The sequence below is a fragment of the uncultured Capnocytophaga sp. genome, from assembly GCF_937936315.1.
In the GTDB taxonomy this organism is placed as follows: Bacteria; Bacteroidota; Bacteroidia; order Flavobacteriales; family Flavobacteriaceae; genus Capnocytophaga.
In genome coordinates this window covers 25,728-46,350 of sequence record NZ_CALGWU010000060.1, presented here as the reverse complement: position 1 = coordinate 46,350, position 20,623 = coordinate 25,728, and the positions used below count along the sequence as shown (strand labels likewise).

Here is a 20,623-nt window from a genome sequence, read left to right as displayed (position 1 = left end):
TATTAATTTGCTAATTACCAGCCGGGGTTATTACGTTGGATATAAGGGTTGCCTTCTACTTCGTCTACAGGTAGTGGTAACCACTCATTTTTGTTTTCTTGAAAGCGGAGGTAAGGTGAGGTGTTATACTGTTTAAAATTAGGGTCACTGGCTTCTAATTCACGAAAGCGTTGTACTACCTTGCCCCAGCGCAAGAGGTCAAAAAAGCGATGTCCTTCTTGGGTAAGTTCTAAGATGCGTTCATTTTCTATCACATTCATATTTACAGCTGCTACGGCAGGCATACCTACGCGGGCACGTACTTGGTTTACAGCGTCTAACGCACTCAAAGAGCCTTGTGTACCCCCATTTACAACCGCTTCAGCATACATTAGTAATACATCGGCATAGCGAATTTCTATTTGGTTTAAGCCATTAGCCCTACCATTCCACATATAGAAGTTATTTCCAGGGTTACGAGTGCTAAGAGTCCAGTCAATACCCTTGCGGCAAGCCGCTTTATATTTTTTGGCTTGTGCTTTGGCTACCCCAAAACCTTTAGTTCCGTAGTATTCTCCAAAAGTCTTATTATCGAAAATACGCACTTCATCACCTGTACGGGCATTGATTTCAGGCTTGGTATCATCAAAAATCAAAGTGCCAAACATACGTGGGTCGGTATGTCCTGAAGCATCTTTAGAATTGATAAAGGTATTGTATACCCAATCGTGAATGACACTACTGCTGGCATTTTTATTGGTAGGAGGCAAATAGCCACGAGGGTCACGCCACACCCCACTGTTAGACAAACCAGGGTTGAAACCTGTATTGGTTACATCGCCCAAAAATTGGAGCTCAAAAATAGACTCATCGTTGTTTTCGGTAGCTACCTTAAAGTTGTCGTTATAATCGGCTACCAAGCGATATTTACCACTGAGGATAAGCTCGTTGAACTCGGCAGCTGCCTCGTTGTAATAGGTAGTGGTGCTATTGCCATAATAGCGTTCAATGCCCGAGCGGTACAAATAAGCTTTACCGAGTAGTGCGATAGCTGAGCCTTTGGTAACTCGCCCTATTGATTCACCTTTCCAAAAACCTTTTTCAGGCAAGAGTTCTTTAGCACGTTTGAGGTCGGAGATGATAAAATCCCAAGCTTCTTCAGGAGTTGCCTGAGGTTTGTAGTCTTTGGCAGACTTTGGCAATTCTTTCATCAATGGGATATTGCGAAAGTTGAGGAATAAAAACCAATGTGTATAGGCTCTTAGAAAATAAGCTTCTCCTAAATAAGCATTCTTCAGCTGTTGGTTACTAAAGTTTACGTTAGGAATTGCCTCTATCATCTGGCAGGCTTGAGAAGCTGCTGTATAGAAGAGTGCATAAGGCTGTACTATGGTATACCAAGACGAGGTAAGTTGAGCTGAATACTGACCAGGAGCCCCATAGTCGGAAGCATCACTACTTTCATCACCACGATTGATTTGCAAGCGTCCTGCAGTACCCATCGCACGAGGGGTAGTGATATAGGCATAGATTCCTATCACCCCTTTGTTGATATTTTGTGGGGTATTGTAAAACCCATTTACGTCCTGTTGGTTAGGGTTACTTGCCAATTCGTCAAAGGTTTTTTCGCAAGCCGTTGTAGTGGCTAACAGCAAGCTTACAGCTATAATTTTATATATATTCTTTTTCATTTTGCGTTCAGTTTAGAATGTTAATTTTAATCCCATATTATACACGCGAGCATTGATAGCTGGTGAAGTACCTAAACCGTCAATACCTTTGTTAAACAAGGCATTGCTACTTACCTCAGGGTCGTATAGCGAATAGTTAGTAATTGTAAAGAGGTTTTGAGCACTACCATAGATACGCAATGAGCGCAAGCCTCCTATTTTTTTGAGCAATGTTAGAGGAAAAGTATAGCCTATTTGTACGTTCTTAAGGCGTAAATATGAACCATCTTCTATGTAGAAGGTACTAGGCAATGCATTACCTCCATTGTAGTTATCAGTCTTGGCGATTGGTAACTTGGTATTAGGATTGGTAGGAGTCCAAGAATTTAAAGCTTCTACAGGTGCATTAGTGTCATAATTGAAATACAAATCATATTTAGCTGCAGAGAATATCTCATTGCCAGCAACTCCTTGGAAGAAAGCTGTGAAATCCCAATTTTTATAGTTTAGATTGAGGTTATAACCAAAAGTAAAATCAGGAGTAGGATTACCTATTACTTGTTTATCATCTTCTTTTAGCTGTTTAGCGAGCTTGGCACTACCATCTTTTGCTTCATAAAGGAAATCACCTTGATTGTCGATACCTACTACTTTATAACCTAAGAAAGAACCGATAGGTAAGCCTTCTTTGGTAATAGTAGGACGATCGTTAAACTTACCGCTCATAAGTTCTCCACGAATAGGTTGTACCCCTTCGCCCAATGACAATACCTTGTTTTGCATATAGGTTAAGTTGGTTTGGAAGTTAAGAGTGAAATCGTCCCATTTCTTTTTGAATTCCAAAGAAAACTCCAATCCCTTGTTTTCCACAGAAGCTGTATTGTAGTTAGGTACAGCTCCTTTATTAATCGTAATTGTTTGTCCTGAAGAAGGTAATGACTCGAGTGGTGCTAACAGATTGTTGTTGCGCTTGATAAAGTATTCGGCTGTGAAAGTGAGCATATTGTTGAGTACCCCTACTTCAATAGCTGCATTGGAAGTAATAGAAGTTTCCCAAGTAAGATCTTGTTGCGCAAAGCGGGTAACGTAACCATACTGACGGCTGCTACCGAAAATAGCAGGCACAGGACCATAAGCTAAATTTAAGAAAGTATAAGGGTCAATAAAGTTAGCACCTAATTCACCATAGCTCGCACGCAGTTTCAGTTTGCTAAGCAATTCTGTATCGAACCAAGGTTCTGAATGAATATTCCAACCTACTGAAGCTGAGGGGAAATAACCTATACGGTGTCCTTTAGCAAATTTAGAAGATTCATCTCGGCGCAAGCTAAAAGATAGCAAATACTTGTTGTTGTAGTCGTAATTCAATCTACCAAAGAAAGAAAGCAAAGCCGCATTTTCCTGATTAGAGCCTACGACACCTTCACCATTATAAGTTTTTACAGAAGGAGCACCTAAATCATTCACCCCTGAACTGATAGAGTTTTTACGGTAAAACTCACGCATCCAGCTGGTACCCAAGAGTACATCAAAATGATGTTTCTTTAGAAAAGTACGATTAAAAGTGAGTAGGTTATCAATTGTATAATTAAAATGCTCTGCTCTACTTTCTGATAGTGAGGTACGTCCAGTTTGATTCAACTTAGAATCTGCACTACCATCTGCATTGAAGAAAGTATTATAGGCAGGAGTATGTTTATAAATATTAGTATTTACATAAGTACCTGCTACATTTAACTTATACTGCAAACCTTTCATCAATTTAAAAGCACCTGCCAAACTACCTGTAGCACTAGTATTTCTAGTAAAAGCATCTTGTTTATAAATAGCAGCCAAAGGATTAGATATATTTGTATTGGTGATAGAATAACCTTTTGAAGCAGCAGTAGATACATAACGACCATTTTCGTCTGTTACAGGTATAGTAGGCATTTCAAGTGTTCTATTTCCTGGAGGTGACACTTTTTTAGTATTCGTAATAGAGAGTTTTTCACTCAAAGAGAATCTACCTTTTTTGAAAGTAGCGTTGATACGTGCCATATATTTATCGTATTCTGATTTGATGATAATTCCCTCTTGTCTTACATAACCCAAACTAGTGTTGAAAGTAGAGTTTTCACCTCCCCCCGATACACTCGCATTGAAACTACTCATTGGTGCATTGCGGTAGTATAAATCCTGCCAATCGGTACTGCGGTTAGGGTCGGTAGGGTTTACGTTTTGAGGAGCACGGTCGTAAGACGGACTATTGTCGGCTACTTGATTAGCAAAAGTACGCCATTGTTCAGCATTCATCATATTGAGCATTTTAGAAGGCGTTTGAAAAGAATAAGAAGCATCTACTTGCACTATTGTTTTACCACTCTTACCATCTTTAGTAGTAACCAACACAACCCCATTGGCAGCACGTGAACCATAAATAGCCGCTGCCGAACCATCTTTAAGTATTTCTATGGATTCGATATCCGAGGGGTTGAGTGCATCAAGACCATCAGCAATAGCCCCATCAATAATATATAAAGGTGCTGTAGCTCCAAATGAGCCTGCTCCACGTACGACAATATTCACCTCAGCACCTGCAATTCCGCCGCGTTGCAAGATTTCTACCCCAGGGGTACGCCCTTGTAGGGCTGAAGCCACATTGGCAGTTACCTGCTTTTGCACCTCTTTAGCAGAGACTGAAGACACTGCTGCTGTCATACTCGATTTCTTTTGAGTACCATAGCCTACAATTACCACCTCTTCAAGCTGTTGGTTTTCATCTTTCATTTGCACATTGATAAGCGAACGCCCATTAACAGCAATATTCTGGGTAACCATTCCTATATAGGAAATTTCCAAAGTAGCCCCCCGAGGCACATTGTTGAGGGAATAGTTCCCGTCCATATCAGTACTCACCCCGTGGGTAGTACCTTTCACTACTACACTTGCCCCCATTAAGGGTTCTTTGTTAGCATCGGTTACTTTTCCTTTAACATTGAGCGTTTGTGCCCATAAAGGAGAAGTAGTTAGACAGAGCAACAAAAGTGTTACCCAATGTCTGATCAAAGTTACTTTACTTTGCATAGTTTTTAAATTTGAAAATTTGGAAATCAGCAAATAAATCATTGACTAATTTTCTAATTGACTAATTGGCTAATTTGCTAATTATTTTTATTGACGATGCAAAGTAAAAACAAAAAAAAAAAAAAATGCAAGTTTTTTATTAAATATTTTTATTAAAATTTATATTTTAAGAGAGTGTTATTATATATAACACTCATAATCAAACAAGTAAATTAAAAGCATTTATTTTATTTACTTATGTTATTTTTACGATTTTTGGTTTTTATCTATAAAAACACTATTTTCAACCTCAAAACACCATTAAAACGAAAACAAAAAACAATACACAAGAGGTGATTTATTTTTTTATAGGAGGTGAATTATAAAATATTTTTAATAAATGAGAGGGGGGGGGTAACCCCCGACTCACTTACTCGGCAATTGCCGACAATCCCGAAGGGGGACAATTTGGAAAAGTGATTGTAAATCAGTTGGAGGGATATCCAAAAAGTTTTTGTGTGTAGGCGTTAGCAACACATACCCCAGCTATTGCTGGTTTGCCTACATAACATTTCTACTTTACTAACTTGCTCATTGGCAAATTAAACTCTCCCATATCAAGCATTGCATTGATAAAGCCTATTTGTTCAAAGTTGTGAATATCGGTGTAGTGTATAGGGGCTTCGGTAATTTTACCTTCGTTGAGGAGTCGCTGACGGCAGGTACCATTGAGAAGAAAGGTGGAAGGGGTAAACCATTGTATGCCATCAAAGAAGATAATATTAGCATAGCTGCTATCGGTTACTTTGCCGTTTTTGAAAAAAATTACCTCATCGGCGCCAGAAGTTTGTTTTAAAGTGTTGAGAAATTCTCGGTTTAAAAATTTATAAGAATAATCGTATTTATCGGCGTTTACACATTTGATAGTGTTGATAGGTTTGAGTTGGTAAGGTAGGACTTCTATTGTATAGTCTTTTTGATTGTATACAATACGAATTTTGTACTTTCCGATTGCTGGTAAGGCAATTTTGCTGATGCTCTCCTGTAGCGAAAGTATCTTTTCACTTGGGAAGAAATGTGAAAAGGTACGGCAAACACGCTCTTGATGATATGCTAAATGACAAATATCACCATTAAAGAGTTTTATTGATTCTATAAATTGTTGGTTTTCCATTAAATAGGGATATATATTTTTTCAATAATCTCATTGTATTCATTTTGCGGTTGGCTTTGTGCGGTAATGCCTGCACCACTTTTGTAGTAATACTTATCGCCAATATGTTCGATAAAGCGAATAAGCACACAACTATCTACCGCATTACCATCAAAAACGCCTGCAATGCCTGTGTAATAACCACGCTCATAATTTTCGGCTTCGGCGATCACCTCAACCGATTTTTCTTTAGGTGCACCCGCAATAGACCCCGCAGGTAGCAATGTCGCTAACAAATCCCCTAAATGTGCTTGCCAATGATTGGGAAGCTCTCCCACTATCTCAGAACTTGTTTGCAAAAGATCGCCCGTAGATTTTTTGATAGTATCTACATATCTGAAGCGGGTGGTGTGCACATTGGTAGCTACTTTTTGTAAATCGTCGGACAATAGGCGTACTACCTTGTGATGCTCATCGATTTCCTTTTCGTTGTTGAGCAGTGTAGCCTCGGCATCGGGGATTGTTGCGCTGATAGTCCCCTTCATAGGGTAAGTTTTGATGAGATTATCTTCTATTCTCACAAATATTTCGGGCGAAAAACACACCCATTCATCTTTGTACAGAATTTTGTACTTGGCTAAAGCATTCTGATAAATTTCTTTAAGAGGAACTGCTGAAATTTCAGTAGCAAAAGTAAGATTTATGAGCTCGGTATCTCCATTTTTTAAATGATTGTACACTGTATCAAACGCTTTCTCAAATTCAGTATAAGGGATAGGGTATTTTTCTATAGGGATAGGAGCAGCGTTGTTATTTTTTTCTTCTGAAAAAGAAAATTCAATCCCCTCAGGGAGTTCAGAAAGCGGAAATACCATTCCATTTTCTCCTTTATAGTCAATTATAAATAAACAAGGAATGCGTTGCTGTCCGAAGTTGTTTAGTTTAGTTTTCCAATGGATAGTGTTCATTAGTTTTTTGTGAAAAAATTGTTTTTAATTACCAAAGTGCAAAAATAGTAAAAAATAAACATCTAATACAACTATAAATTTGCTTATTTAGTAATTTTTACATATCTTTGTCGCATGATATTATATAATAAACTATGAACATTCCAGATTTTCAAAAAATGATGCATCCTTTATTGGAAATTCTTAAAGATGGTAGAGTATACTCTTGCGAACAAATTGTAGAACTACTAAGGGTTCGCTTTCTGCTTTCTATAGACGATTTGAAAGTGAAAGTACCTAATGGCAAACAATCATTATTTCGCAATCGTGTAGATTGGGCGCTGAACAATCTCTTACAAGCGGGACTCATCATAAGTTTGCTTAAAGGGTACTACCAAATTACTCAAGAAGGGAAAAATGTTCTCTATCAAATAGGAACTGTGTTAGACACGGCTTTTTTGCGAAAGTTTGAACAATTTAAGTCGTGGAAAACAATTTTTGATGAGAGCAATCACCAATATACAGAAGAGGCGAAAGTAGAAATAGAAATGGACAAAGAGACTCCTGAAGTAATTATAGGAAAAGCGATGATGATACTCCAGCAATCACTAAAATTTCAACTTTTACTCTATATCAAAAGTAAACCTATTTCGTTTTTTGAAAATTTCATCATAGAACTATTGCGAAAAATAGACTACAAAGGTATTGACTCTGCCAACTTTGAAGTGATTGGCAAACAAGAAAAGGAAGGGATTGAAGGATTATTATACCAAGATGAATTGTGTATAGAAAAAATTTATATGCAAGCTAAGAAATGGGATATGGAGGTAACCTCTAAAGATGTACGCAACTTCATAGGGGCTCTAAACCTAAAGAGTACTAATAAAGGAGTATTCATTACAACCTCCACCTTTTCTCCAGAAGCTAAAGCAGAAGCCAAACAAAATCCTTTACACAAAATCATCTTAATAGATTCTGATCGGTTGATGCAATTGGCGATTCGCCACAATGTAGGTATACAAACCAAACAAATTGTGGAAATCAAAGGAATTGATGAGAATTTTTAAATCTTGATTCTGCTAATCTTCTGTTTTATTCTTCTTCGTTTGCCACACTATACCCCCTACAAGCCATAACATTAATAATATAGCACCTACTAAACTGAGGTTGCTACCTGTTTTTACTATTTGAGGTTCAAATACAAAGCGTATTTCGTGTTTACCTGCAGGTACTGAAAGTGCTCTCAAAGTGTAATCTACACGATAAATAGGTGCTTCTTTGCCATCGATAGTAGCTTTCCAGCCGTGAGGGTAGTACATTTCGGAGAAAACTGCCAAACCATTGTGAGGATTGTTACTTTCGTATATCAGTTCATCAGGATGTACATTCTTTAGTGTAATTTTTGCAGTTGTATCGACGGTGTATTGTGTGGGGAGAGTTGTTTTCAAATCATTGGCTGTTGCCAAAGCTTCTTGAGCAGGATGAAATTTTTCTAAAGCCTGCATTACCTCATCATCGTTATTCTTCACACTGAGTTGTTTTACAAACCACGCATTGCCTAAAGCGTCATCATTATGTATGGGTTGCATTTGTCCTTCTTGGTTACGCAAAATTATATACTTCACGTTCAGCATATTGAGGATTTCCATATTGCCTTTGGATATTTGGTAATCAAAAAGTTCCTGCAAGCGTTTGGGTTTGGCAGCGTGATAGCCTCCAATAGAATGGTGGAAATACGAAGTGCGTGCCCCATTGATACCCACTTGAGGTTCATAAACACGATAATAACTCTTATCTTGCAGAATTGCTCTATCGGCAGCGGTTTCCTCGAAAGGATTTTCTATTTGGTATTTATCTACAAAACTATCTTTATTCACATAGCGTTTGGCTACCCCTCCCAAATCAAAGAAAAGCAAGACTAAAAGTGCAATTTGCATTCCCCTAAGTGGGATTTTTTTGTATTGATAGAGAAACAAAGCTAAAGCGGTGAGGAGAAAAAGCACGGTACTTCTCAACACATCGGCAGTATAGATGCTCTTGCGGTCTTCCACTATAGCTTGAAGTATTTGTTGGTTTGCATAGTAACTATCATTAGCACCTTGAAAATCTAAGAATCCTTTGGCTAACAAAAGTACCCCCATTAATCCTAAGCAGATATAAAGGGTATGGAGCAAGTATTTTTTGCGTTGTTCTTCGTCTGTTTTAAGAAATTGCTGCAGTCCGACGATTGCCAATACTGGCACGCAGAGTTCCAAGAGCACTTGTATAGACGATACGGCTCTGAACTTGTTGTAGAGTGGAAAATAGTCAATCATAAAATCGGTAAGGATACCGAAATTTTTACCCCACGAGAGCACGAGCGCCATCAGTGAACCTGCTAAGAGCCACCATTTGAGTCGGTTTTTCACCACAAAAAGAGCTAACACAAAGAGGAAGAACACTACTGCGCCTATATAGGCAGGAGCGGCTACTAAAGGTTGGTCACCCCAATAGGTAGGCAAATGTTGAGCTTGCGGTAAGGCTTGTTCAGGTGGTGCTCCTAATTGCAATAAAACTTCGTAAGTATGAGAATCTTTACCTAAATCTTCACCGTTAGAGCCTCCTAACAAGCGAGGTACAATGAGATTCAGCGATTCGGTGATACCATAACTATATTCGGTGATATAATCGTGAGAGAGTCCGCTACTTTGTTTTTTAGGAGTTCCTTCTGGAGTAAGAGTGAGTGTAGATTTACTGCGCGTACTCCAATCGGCATATTCACGGGTAGTGAGTAATAGGGTTGCATTGGCAAGTACACTCACCACTACTGCCCCTACAAGTACAGCAGTTGCTTTTGCAAAATCATTGAGTTGTTTTTCTTTAACAGCTTTATAGAGAAGACCTGCGCCTAAGAGTAACACTAAAAGGAGCAGGTAGTACGTCATTTGGAAGTGGTTGGCAGAGAGTTCTAAAGCCAAAGCCACTGCTGTGAGCAAGCCTCCCCAAAGGTATTTCCGCTGAAAAACCATCAAGATACCTGCCAATACGGGTGCAAAATAAGCAATAGCGTGTGCTTTGGAGTTATGTCCTGCTCCTAAAATGATAATCAGGTAAGTAGAAAGCCCAAAAGCAATAGCACCCAAGAAAGCATTTTTGTAATCTACTTTGAGCACCAAGAGCAAAATATAAAACCCTACGAAGTACAAAAAGAGGTAATCGGCAGGACGTGGCAAGAAGCGTAGTGTTCTATCCAATTGTTTTACAAGGTCGTTAGAGTACTGCGCCCCCAATTGATAGGTAGGCATACCACCAAAGGCACTATTCGTCCAATAGGTTTCTTTGTTTTCTGTTTGGCGGTAGTCGTTGCGTTCTTTCGCCATACCCGTGTACTGAGCGATATCGCTTTGGAATATGCCTTTCCCCTGCAATACGGGGTAGAAAAAAGCGAGCGCAATGACTGCAAATAGCGCAATTATAACAATGTGGGGGGTAATTTTCTTTGCCATTGTGAATTAAATTTCTTCGTAATCGATATATTCGCCTACTTGCTTGGTAGCTTGAGGGTTTTTAGAATGAGGATTATTATTGATAATTGTTTGTTCTCCAGCTTGTCGCTGAGAGCGATTTTGCTGGTAAGCATTTTGTTGGTATTGATTTTGAGCGCGTTCAAATTCCTTTTGCATTCTCTGGCTCATTCGGGTGAGGAAAAAGCGCATTATAGAAGGAGCAAAAGCGCGCAGGAGGATTTTCAGTCCTAAAAAGACTAATATTATAATAAGAACAGTTTGTACAAATCCTGTAAAAGAAGCTTCTGCCATTGTTTTATTTTTAGTTTTATTGCGGCAAAGGTAGGAATAAATTAGCAAATTAACAAATTTGTAAATGGCTGTATTTTTTTGCTTATTATTCATTGTTAGTTATTAATTATTTTCTATCTTTGCCAAATCAAATTATAAAACAAAGAAATACAATGAATATCCAACAACTTACCGACCTTACGACGCAAGTGCGCAGAGATATCCTCAGAATGGTTCACAAAGTAAATTCAGGACACCCAGGAGGTTCTTTGGGCTGCGCCGAATTTCTCGTTTGCCTCTACAACGAAGTAATGGACATAAAACTTCCTTTTACAATGGATGGCAAAGACGAGGATTTATTTTTCCTCTCTAACGGACATATATCTCCCGTGTTCTACAGCGTATTAGCCCGCCGTGGATTCTTCCCCCTAAGTGAACTGAATACTTTTCGCTTACTCAACTCTCGTTTGCAAGGTCACCCTACCCCTCACGAAGGTTTAGAGGGAATACGCGTGGCTTCAGGCTCCTTAGGACAAGGACTTTCGGTAGCCATTGGGGCAGCTCTTGCTAAAAAGCTCAACGGCGACAAGCACCTTGTATATACCCTTCACGGCGATGGCGAACTACAAGAAGGACAAATATGGGAAGCAGCAATGTACGCAGGCGGTAAAGGGGTAGACAACCTCATCGCTACAGTTGATTACAACCACAAACAGATTGACGGTCCTACTGATGCTGTAATGCCTTTAGGTAACCTTCGCGCTAAATGGGAAGCCTTTGGTTGGCAAGTAATCGATATTGAAAAAGGCAACGATATTACTTCTATCTTAAAAGGATTGGCAGATGCCAAATCCTTAACCGGCAAAGGTAAACCCGTGTGTATCTTGCTCCACAGCGAAATGGGTAATGGCGTAGATTTTATGATGGGCACTCACGCTTGGCACGGCAAAGCTCCTAATGACGAGCAATTGGCTAAAGGTTTAGCACAGAACCCTGAAACGTTGGGCGATTATTAATTAGCAGACTAGCAAATTAGAAAATTGATATTTATGGCTGAAATTACAGAAAGATTGGCTGATAGTGAAGAAAAGGAAGAGCTTTTAGCTTTGAAAAAAAAGCTATTGACTTGCTAAAAGAGAACAATTTTGCTTGTGATGAAAGCAATCCTAAAGAAGTTGCTACTTCTTTGAGGCATTTTATTGATGCTTATAAAGAGCAAAAAGTTACTGCCGATACCTTAGCATACGACAAGGTAGATTTAGCTTATGGTTTAGGAGAATTATTTGCTAATGCAGTAATGAATTTCTATCAATGGGAGTATTTCTATCTTGACAAAGGCAACGATGTCGCTGGTTTTGCAGTAGTAAATCCTAATAAAAAATGGTATATCTTTGTTCATCATTATCTCTACGATTTACTTTTTGATGAAGAAAAGGAAAACAACCTATTGTTAAACTTTAATACACTTAATCCAAGCGAGTTAAAGCCTTACGAAAAACCACATATTAATTATATGGGGTTAAATTAAGAATTATAAAAAGAGCAAATCAGCTTATCGCTACGAAAGTAGAGGAAAGTCTGGACACCACAGAGCATCATAGCGGGTAACACCCGTCCGCCGCGAGGCGAGGACAAGTGCAACAGAAAGAATGTATGGGTAATGCCATAGTGAAATCAGGTAAACTCTATGAGGTGCAACGCCGCGTAAACCAGCGTTTGAGGGTTGCTCGCCCGATGTTGGAGGGTAGGCGGTTAGAGCTAATGAGCAATCATTAACCGAGATAAATGATAAGCACTTATCAGCAATGATAAGTACAGAATCCGGCTTATGATTTGCTCTTTTTTTATGGTCTAAAAGAAAAGGGCTATCTCCCGTGTGGGAGACAGCCCTTTTTCATTTATCTATACTTCTTATTTCTTAATATACAACCAACCTACTTTAGATTCTTTGTAGTTATTGTGGTCGTAATATTCAATTACATAATAGTAAGTTCCTTGAGGTAATTTTTCAGGAGCATTTACAGTTACACGTCCGTTAGAAATACCTCTGAACACGCGGGTAACGTTGTCATAGCCTTCAGTCTCGAAGACTTTCACGCCCCAACGGTTGTAGATACGCACTACATTGTTAGGATAGCTTTCTATACCTCCGATGTGGAAATGATCGTTCTTACCATCACCATCTACCGACATACCATTGTATGGTATAATAGTATTAACTACTTCTATTGTAACAGTAGCGCTATCGCAATTGCCTTGTGGATTACACAATTCATATACAAAAGTATCTGTACCTGTAAAGCCAGTATTAGGGCGATATTCGATAGAACCATTGAGGTTCACTATCACAGTACCATTGGCTGGGTTTGCTACTACATTAGGTGTTGTGGCACCATTTAAAGTATCGTTAGCAAGCACATTCACTACTATTGGCGTATTGAGTGGAGTAGTAGCGCGATCGTCTACTGCTATAGGAGCTATAGTAGGCGTTGGCGTTGCTGCCGGTACGGTTACTTGTACAGTAGCTGTTGCACAAGCCGTTGGCGTTGCTACAGTACAGATTTGATAAGTTATTGTATAAATACCTGCTGGGGTATTATTTGGTACAATTACATCACCATTGGTTGTATCAATACGTGGTACTACAGCACCTGTTGGCGTACTTACTTGGCTAATCGTTACATTAGAAGTTGTAGCCGAAGTCGTTCCGCTAACAGTATCGTTTGTCAATACATTACCTACAGTTTGAGTTGCTGTTCCTGAATATGTAAAGGTATCAGGAGTTGCGTGAACGGTAGGCGTTGGCGTTACTGCCGGTACGGTTATTTGTACGGTAGTTGTTGCACAAGCCGTTGGCGTTGCTACAGTACAGATTTGATAAGTGATTGTATAAATACCTGCTGGGGTATTGTTTGGTACAATTACATCACCATTGGTTGTATCAATACGTGGTACTACAGCACCTGTTGGCGTACTTACTTGGCTAATCGTTACATTAGAAGTCGTAGCCGATGTGGTTCCGCTAACGGTATCGTTTGTCAATACATTTCCTACGGTTTGCGTTGCTGTTCCTGAATATGTAAAGGTATCAGGAGTTGCTTGAACGGTAGGTGTTGGCGTTGCTGCTGGTACTGTTACTTGTACAGTTGCTGTTGCACAAGCTGTTGGCGTTGCTACGGTACAGATTTGATAGGTAATTGTATAAATACCTGCTGGGGTATTGTTTGGTACAATTACATTACCATTAGTTGTATCAATACGTGGTACTACAGCACCTGTTGGCGTACTTACTTGACTAATCGTTACATTAGAAGTCGTAGCCGAAGTCGTTCCGCTAACAGTATCGTTTGTCAATACATTACCTACAGTTTGAGTTGCTGTTCCTGAATATGTAAAGGTATCAGGTTCTGCGTGAACAGTAGGTGTTGGTGTTACAATTGGTGATGTTACATTTACTGTAACGGTAGCTGTATCGCAGTTGGTTGTAGGAGTTCCTGTTTGGTCTTTTTCACAAATGCGATAAGTAATTGTGTAAGTACCCGTTGGAGTTCCTGTAGGTATCACTACATTACCGGTTGCAGGGGTAAGATAAGGAACTACAGTTCCTACCGCAGGAGTTACTACTGCAATCGCTACATTAGCAGTTGTTGCTTGGTTACCATTGAGAGTATCAGAACCTGATGGAGGGTTGTTCAACACATTACCTACCGTAATATTAGTTGTACTTACTACTCCTGAGAAAACATCATCATTAGCAATGATTTCAGGTTGTTTTACTATAGTAAGGGTTGCTGTATCACAAACTACAGGGGTAGTGAGTGTACAAATTCGGTATTCTACATTATTATAAGTACCTGCAGGAGTAGAAGCAGGAACATTAAGTGTTCCATCACTATTTACTGTCAATCCTGAAATACCACCGTTATAAGTAATGGTAAGACTTACATTGGCTGTAGTTACTGAAGTTACTCCAGTAGGTGCACCATAAATATCATTATTTAATACGGTAATATTACCACCTGTTTTAGGCAATACTTTGGTGCCATCATTCACAGCATCAAGTGTAATTACTTTTACAGTAGCTGTAGCTGTACTACAATTTGTAGGATTTGCTTTTTCGCAAATTGTATAGCTAACGGTATAAGTACCCGCAGGTGTGTTAGGTTCTACAGTAAGTGTACCATCGTTATTGGTTGTAATACCTGACGGAGGAGTCCCCCAAGTAAGGTTCACATCAGAAGGATTGATAGGTGTTGTACCTCTCAAATCATTATCGAATACTGATTTAGTAGTGGTACCTCCAACAAGACCTCCCAAAGTACCTAAATCGTCATTTTTAGCTTGGAGTTTAGGAGCTACAATCACAGTAACTGTAGCAGTAGCACAATCTACTGAACTACCTTTAGCGCACATTCTATATGTAATTTGATACTGACCTATAGGGGTATTGGCAGGTACTTCTACATCACCATTAGGTTTTACTATAGGCACTACACCACTTCCTGCTAATGAGATATTACTAATATCTACGTTAGCAGTAGTAGCAGTTACTCCTCCTACTTTATCATTGTTTAGTATATTACCTGTAATGGTTGCTGTAGTAACAGGATCAAACACTTTATAAAGATCATCTTTAGCTACTACATTACATACGGTAACACTTATAGTTACATCAGTTTTTTCGGTTTCACAACCTGAAGATTGTAATAAACTCACTTTATAAATTCCTGATTGCAAGAAGGCTGTATCTGATAGTAGAGTTCCTCTGTTGTAAACTCTCACTGAGTTAGCAGCTAATGGATTGATTCTCAATTTCAAGTCTAACACTGTAGCAGGGGCACAGAATTGTTGTGGAGTAACTACTGGTGCATTAGGAGCAGGTGTAACAATCACTGTTACAGTTTGGGTAGCTTCACAAGCATTGGTTCTCTTTACTTTCAATAAATAAGTAATAGTTTGGAGAGCAGTAATATCAGTTCTTGTATATTCAAACACAGGATTTTTGATATTAGTTGCTGATAAGTAAGCCAGAGCACCTGAGGTTATAGCTTCCCAAGTATAACTTTCGTATTCTGGAGCTTGTGAACTGTAAGTTATTTCTGTTTTACCTATTTCACAAGCTGTTACAGTAGTTACTAAACCAGAGATAGTATTAGGAGCGTTTGCTTTTACAACTCTATTATCACATAAACAAGGGTTGAATGTATTTCGGATAGACAAATACAAACGGCATAGCTGGTTTTGATTGAGTAACAAGGTTTCTGTTTGTGTAGAGGTAGCTCCTGGAGCTAAGGTCAAACCATTGATAGAAAAATCTTGTATTTTATTATCAGTTGTTTCCTCTATAATTCCGTTGTTATTAGTGTCATTATACAAACTTACTTTTAGGTTGCCAGAATAAGTCATCGTAGCAGTTGAGGCGTTTTCGATGGAGTATTGAATTGTAACTTTTTCTTTATTATTTTCGGCAACGGAAGTGAGTAGTACATTTTTAATATTCAAATCAGCTCTTTCTAAAGGTATTAGTACTTCACCTCTACGTGCTGTAGTTTCTACAGTAATAGAAGGGCAAGGGTTTGAAGGGCCATAGGGGCAAGCAATACCATCTACTTTGTCAGTAGTATAATATTGTAATTTTCTTATATCGCTACAATTTGTTAGAGGAGTATTAGCTTTTTGTTTTACTTGAATAGTATATTCGATGTAATCATTACCTTTCATACCAGAAGGTATTTTGATACTGAGTTCAGTTTCATCATTTCCTATTGGTTTTGTAGCAGGTACGACCAGTGAGGGATTTGCAAAATAGTTAGCACTTTTATGAAGTGGCGTAAAGGAACCTACGACATATTCAAATCCTTTAGGAATTCGAATGATTATCAACCCATTAGTTCCTGTTTCAAAGTTTCCGCTAGGGGAAATATCGATTATTTCGTGTTTACCTTTAAAAACGGCATAGGATGAAGCGCAAGCATTGGCATTACCACCTTGACTAACAATAGAGTTATTAACTTTATACTTATTAATACTCACTCCAGCAATACCAGCAATAATTACTTTATTTTTATCACCTTCTGAGGGGTCACCACATAAGTTATTACCTTCTACATCTATATCGAAAGAAGATCCTGCTGTAAATTCGCAATCGGGTTGTACATTAAAGCTCAATTTCAAGTTGCGTTTAGTTACATCAGAAGGTTGAGAAATAGATCCTGGGAGGGTACCATTGGGTAAGATGGCAGTAATATCATAAGTAACTTTATTACCTACTTGAGCTACACTGATAGCAGGTGTAGAAGTTTGGGAATATTTAACGCCACTACCTAGAGGGTATTCCACTTCCACGTCTGATATAGTAAGGCCAGGTTCTTGAATTACTACTAATTTAGTATCGAAGAGATCGCCTTCGTCACCACTATTGATAGTATATTCATATTTTGTTTTTTGGCACATTTGTAGGTTGCCTATTTTATCAGGATTATTTTCACCAGGGTTATTAATGCTAGGTTTGATTTGTTTTAATGTTTTAGCAATCTTCACATTGTATGTGATTTTTTGGTCGTGGCAAGTTTTGATATATCCTTGTGTAGGATTACCATTACAATTCCAACCAGCATATACATCAAAAGATAAATTGTTATTAGTACAATTGGTTATTTGGTATTCCAAACGATATTTTTTAATTGTATTTTTGACAATTATACCATTATTACTAGCATCACTTAAGAAAAACATTTTTTCTCCTGAAATATTTTGAGCGGTAAAAGTTCTTACGGCATTGCCAGAGTTATCAAGTTCTACAAGGCTCAAAACATTTACACCTGTTACATCAGGGATTGAAATCCATCCATATGGAGCATCTGATACGCTAGTGTTAGTAATATTGAAATCTACAGTTTGTATTTTTTTGTTTGCTGTAATGTTTTGAGGAGTTTCTGTAAGAAGGTTAATAGCAGGTTTTTCAGAGTATCTTATAGGTTCGTTATGAGATTCAGCTGCTATTTTATTTCCTGTATTTGCTGCATAATGGTAATAAAAATCTTCAAATTCTATATCAGTAAATACTAATTGGTTTTCTACTCCTGCTTGTGTTTTGGTGACGAATATTTTTGAGTCACAAGTAGCTTGTACAAATGTTCTCAAGGTTGCTTCATAAGCATTTTCTACGGAGAGTTCACCTGGGTACAGGTACCCTGGAGATCCTTTAGGAGGGTTTACATAGGTATAGGTTTTATAAGTTCCATCATCAGTAATAGTAAAGTTTGCCAAAGGTATTTTTACTTGATCGGCATCAGAAGCCCAAGAAGTATATTTTCTTCGGTATTCATATTCTACATCTTTTACTATATTATAAGATGATGGAATTTTAAATTTGACTGTTTTTATAAGTCGAGCAGGGCGGAATTCGTCCATAAAATAGTTACCTGAAGTATTAAAACGTCTTGCAAGATAAGCTTGGTTATGCCCTATATTAGCGATGTCGCATGCTTTTACATTATAGGGATTAGTACCTATAAGGGTATAGGTTTCTGCTATATAGAAGATAGGAGTTTGTTTAGCTCCACAATGGATTTCGTTTGTATGATATCCCTCAGTATTAACATTAGTATCATTAGCATTAGCAAGCGTATAGAAGAAAGATTCATCTGCAGATTGAATATCATACACACGATTTCTATTATTATTGCTATTGCTATTATTCACCTGATAAGTAGCTATTACTGTAAACTTTTCATTAGGATTTATACTTCCAGAAGGTAATGCTGAAGATAGATTCCAACGGAAAAAGTTTCCACTAGGATCAGAACCTTGGGTAAGTACCCCTGGAGTACTGGCTTGTAGTGTTATTTCAGGATTAGTACCTACTTTTAGTACTATTTTTTTAGGCAGCAAATTTGCTTCTTTAATTACTCTTGCGTAATAGAAAAGGTTATTAGCAGAGGCATTTCCTTGTTGTCCTTCAGCAGATACTTCTATATCATCGAGGTATAGAGCTCGTTGGCGTTCTGTTTCTGAAACCTGAGAACGGGTCACGCGAGTGTTCATTGTATAGTCTGTCCAACCATACGAATTATCAGCACGTTCTGTTTTTGTACTAAGCATTCTAGGTCCATTGGTAGCACATGAATCTGGACAAATGGCTTTAACTTTGTATTTGTTGCATAACAAAGGTAATTCGCAGTAAGATCCATTCCCATTTTTATCTAAATGAGCAATAGTATATTCTATTTCTATATCTCCTGATACACAAGGTGTTGAGAGCACTAATTCAAAAGTAACATAGCCTTTATCTGCACTTGGAGTAGTATAAGAGAATATACCCCCTGGAGTTACATTAGGTAGGTTTTCAGGGACAGTAGTAGCGGCCCCATAATCATTTCCTTTATAAAACTTCACATTTTGCATAGCTACTCCTGCAGGAAGTTTTATTTCATATTTAAAACGTTTATCATTATCTGTACCTGCTTGACCTTTTAATCTTTCCATAGCTATATAAGTATGGTTACCAAAGATAAGATATCCAAATCTTGGGGTATTCTGAGGTAATTCTACAGGGAATTTAGCAGCATCAACAACAGATAAGATCAAACGAGTGAAAGTATAATTTGTAATTCCATGAACTTCAGATTCTTTTTCAGTTCCACAAGCATCCTTATATATAAAGCTACTATGAGGAGATACGCTAAAAGCTTTGTCGTCTTGTTGTAAACAAGTAATAGGTTGATTTCTCACCATATCAAAGCGTATTTTAAATTTAGCATTGATAGGGAAGTCATCACTGAATCCATCACCATCTATATCTTTAAGTCCTATATCTTTAGTACCTAAAGTAGTATTAGCCAATTCAGTTAAATCTTTAAAAGGTATTTTTCTTGTTTCTAGCTCATTACCATTAGGAGTCATTGAATTGATAGGGATTTCAGTACCATCAGCAGCTACAATACGAAAATTAGTTGGTTTATGAGGTTTAAATCCTTTCCAAGTTACATAAGGAATGATATTCATCTGCAAGTCATAAGCAGTTGCATTACCTCCTCCTTTATTTATGTATTGAACAGTGAATGTTCCTAAAGTATTACCACAGATACCATCTTGCCATTCAAAGTAAGTATTATTACTATCAGTATCTAATACAATATTAGGAGTTCCTGTTTGTATATTGATAGTTCTAGCGGCATCGCGTACTTGATAGAGTTGTGTAGTACTCTCGCCCCAATAAGCTTCATACTCTATTTGACGGTTGACTTGACAACCTGTAACGGTATATTTTTCGGTGATAGTAATTTCGTCGTTTAGTTTAAATCCATTTGTATTACTCACTTTATACAATGAAGTTCCTACGTTATTACCTATTCCTGTAACTGTACCTATAGGAGTAAGGGTTGTACCGTTATAAGTAAATTCACTACCAGTAACTCCTATTGGATATTTCACTGAAAAGTAAATATCTTTTACTGTACCATTCCCCGTATTTCTAAGATTGAAAGTTTTTATACTTGTTCCTGAAGCGTTATTATGAGTAGGTTCAGAAAGCTGTACAACTATATTAGGTATTGGCAAAGCATAAGTATTAGATTCTTTTTGATCAGTAAGTGAAGCTGAAGTTACTAGCACTTTATCTTTAAAAATAGTGCCTGTGGTTTGTAGGCTATTCAATGCACTTTTAGTTACTTTTCTTTTAATAGTAAAAGTAATAGGGGCAGCCCCTGAAACATTGAATACAGGAGCATTGGCTCGAGAAGAAGCTACGTGAGATATAGTAGCAGCTCCACTTGATTTCTGAAGAGAATTATCTATATACTCTATACCTGTAGGGAGAGTGATTTTCACATTTGCAGACGAAGCAGGTAAAGAGGAGATTGTTACGGTAAGAGTACCTGCCTCAAAGTTTCTATTTGCAAAGCTCACAGGGTCTTCAGCTATCACGTGTGAAAGCATAGTTGTTTGAGCTGTAACTTTACTTAAAGAACTAAAGAGTAAAGTACAGAGCAAAAATTTAAAAAATACATTTTGCATATTCTTAATCATATAATACTTTTTTTATCTATATAG

General features: G+C 37.9%; 10 protein-coding genes and 1 other RNA gene. 4 read left to right on the top strand and 7 right to left on the bottom strand.

Annotation, left to right across the window (positions count from 1 at the left end; genetic code table 11):
* Window positions 1-14: 14 nt before the first annotated feature.
* From Q0162_RS12360 to Q0162_RS12345, 4 genes are all read right to left on the bottom strand, one after another.
* Entirely contained in the window at window positions 15-1,670 is a 1,656-nt protein-coding gene (locus tag Q0162_RS12360; protein ID WP_297892243.1) for a RagB/SusD family nutrient uptake outer membrane protein, read from the bottom strand.
* A 12-nt stretch (window positions 1,671-1,682) separates the two neighbouring features.
* A complete protein-coding gene (locus Q0162_RS12355) occupies window positions 1,683-4,715 on the bottom strand; it encodes a TonB-dependent receptor (protein WP_297892241.1) in 3,033 nt (1,010 codons plus the stop codon).
* A gap of 553 nt (window positions 4,716-5,268) precedes the next feature.
* Window positions 5,269-5,868 carry an aminotransferase class IV gene (locus Q0162_RS12350; RefSeq protein ID WP_297892237.1) on the bottom strand — a complete coding sequence of 200 codons (600 nt, stop codon included), beginning with the start codon at window positions 5,866-5,868 and terminating at the stop codon, window positions 5,269-5,271.
* The gene (locus Q0162_RS12345; RefSeq protein ID WP_297892234.1) at window positions 5,868-6,815 is read right to left on the bottom strand and encodes an aminodeoxychorismate synthase component I; all 948 of its coding nucleotides are present in this window, start codon (window positions 6,813-6,815) and stop codon (window positions 5,868-5,870) included. The genes Q0162_RS12350 and Q0162_RS12345 overlap by 1 nt, the downstream gene beginning before the upstream one ends.
* A gap of 158 nt (window positions 6,816-6,973) precedes the next feature.
* Between Q0162_RS12345 and Q0162_RS12340 the strand changes: the two genes are divergently transcribed.
* Window positions 6,974-7,861, top strand: coding sequence for a restriction endonuclease (locus Q0162_RS12340; protein WP_297892231.1), 888 nt, complete (start codon window positions 6,974-6,976; stop codon window positions 7,859-7,861).
* Window positions 7,862-7,873: 12 nt separating this feature from the next.
* Here the strand turns inward: Q0162_RS12340 and Q0162_RS12335 are convergent, their stop codons facing one another.
* Together Q0162_RS12335 and Q0162_RS12330 are read right to left on the bottom strand one after the other, a co-directional pair.
* Window positions 7,874-10,279 (bottom strand): YfhO family protein, encoded by a 2,406-nt coding sequence (locus tag Q0162_RS12335; RefSeq protein WP_297892228.1) that lies wholly within the window; start codon window positions 10,277-10,279, stop codon window positions 7,874-7,876.
* Between the two features lie 6 nt (window positions 10,280-10,285).
* Window positions 10,286-10,591, bottom strand: coding sequence for a DUF4834 family protein (locus Q0162_RS12330; RefSeq protein WP_297892225.1), 306 nt, complete (start codon window positions 10,589-10,591; stop codon window positions 10,286-10,288).
* A gap of 152 nt (window positions 10,592-10,743) precedes the next feature.
* On the opposite strand from Q0162_RS12330, the gene Q0162_RS12325 reads away from it, so the two are divergent.
* The 3 genes from Q0162_RS12325 (at window position 10,744) to rnpB (ending at window position 12,414) form a co-directional block, all read left to right on the top strand.
* Window positions 10,744-11,586 (top strand): transketolase, encoded by an 843-nt coding sequence (locus tag Q0162_RS12325; RefSeq protein ID WP_297892222.1) that lies wholly within the window; start codon window positions 10,744-10,746, stop codon window positions 11,584-11,586.
* Window positions 11,587-11,696: 110 nt separating this feature from the next.
* Window positions 11,697-12,098: a hypothetical protein gene (locus tag Q0162_RS12320; protein WP_297892219.1), complete on the top strand. Its 402-nt coding sequence runs from the start codon at window positions 11,697-11,699 to the stop codon at window positions 12,096-12,098.
* Window positions 12,099-12,109: 11 nt separating this feature from the next.
* Window positions 12,110-12,414, top strand: an RNA gene (gene rnpB, locus Q0162_RS12315) — RNase P RNA component class A.
* 67 nt (window positions 12,415-12,481) lie between these two features.
* On the opposite strand, the gene Q0162_RS12310 is transcribed toward rnpB, so the two are convergent.
* Window positions 12,482-20,599, bottom strand: coding sequence for a gliding motility-associated C-terminal domain-containing protein (locus tag Q0162_RS12310; protein ID WP_297892215.1), 8,118 nt, complete (start codon window positions 20,597-20,599; stop codon window positions 12,482-12,484).
* Between the last annotated feature and the right edge of the window lie 24 nt (window positions 20,600-20,623).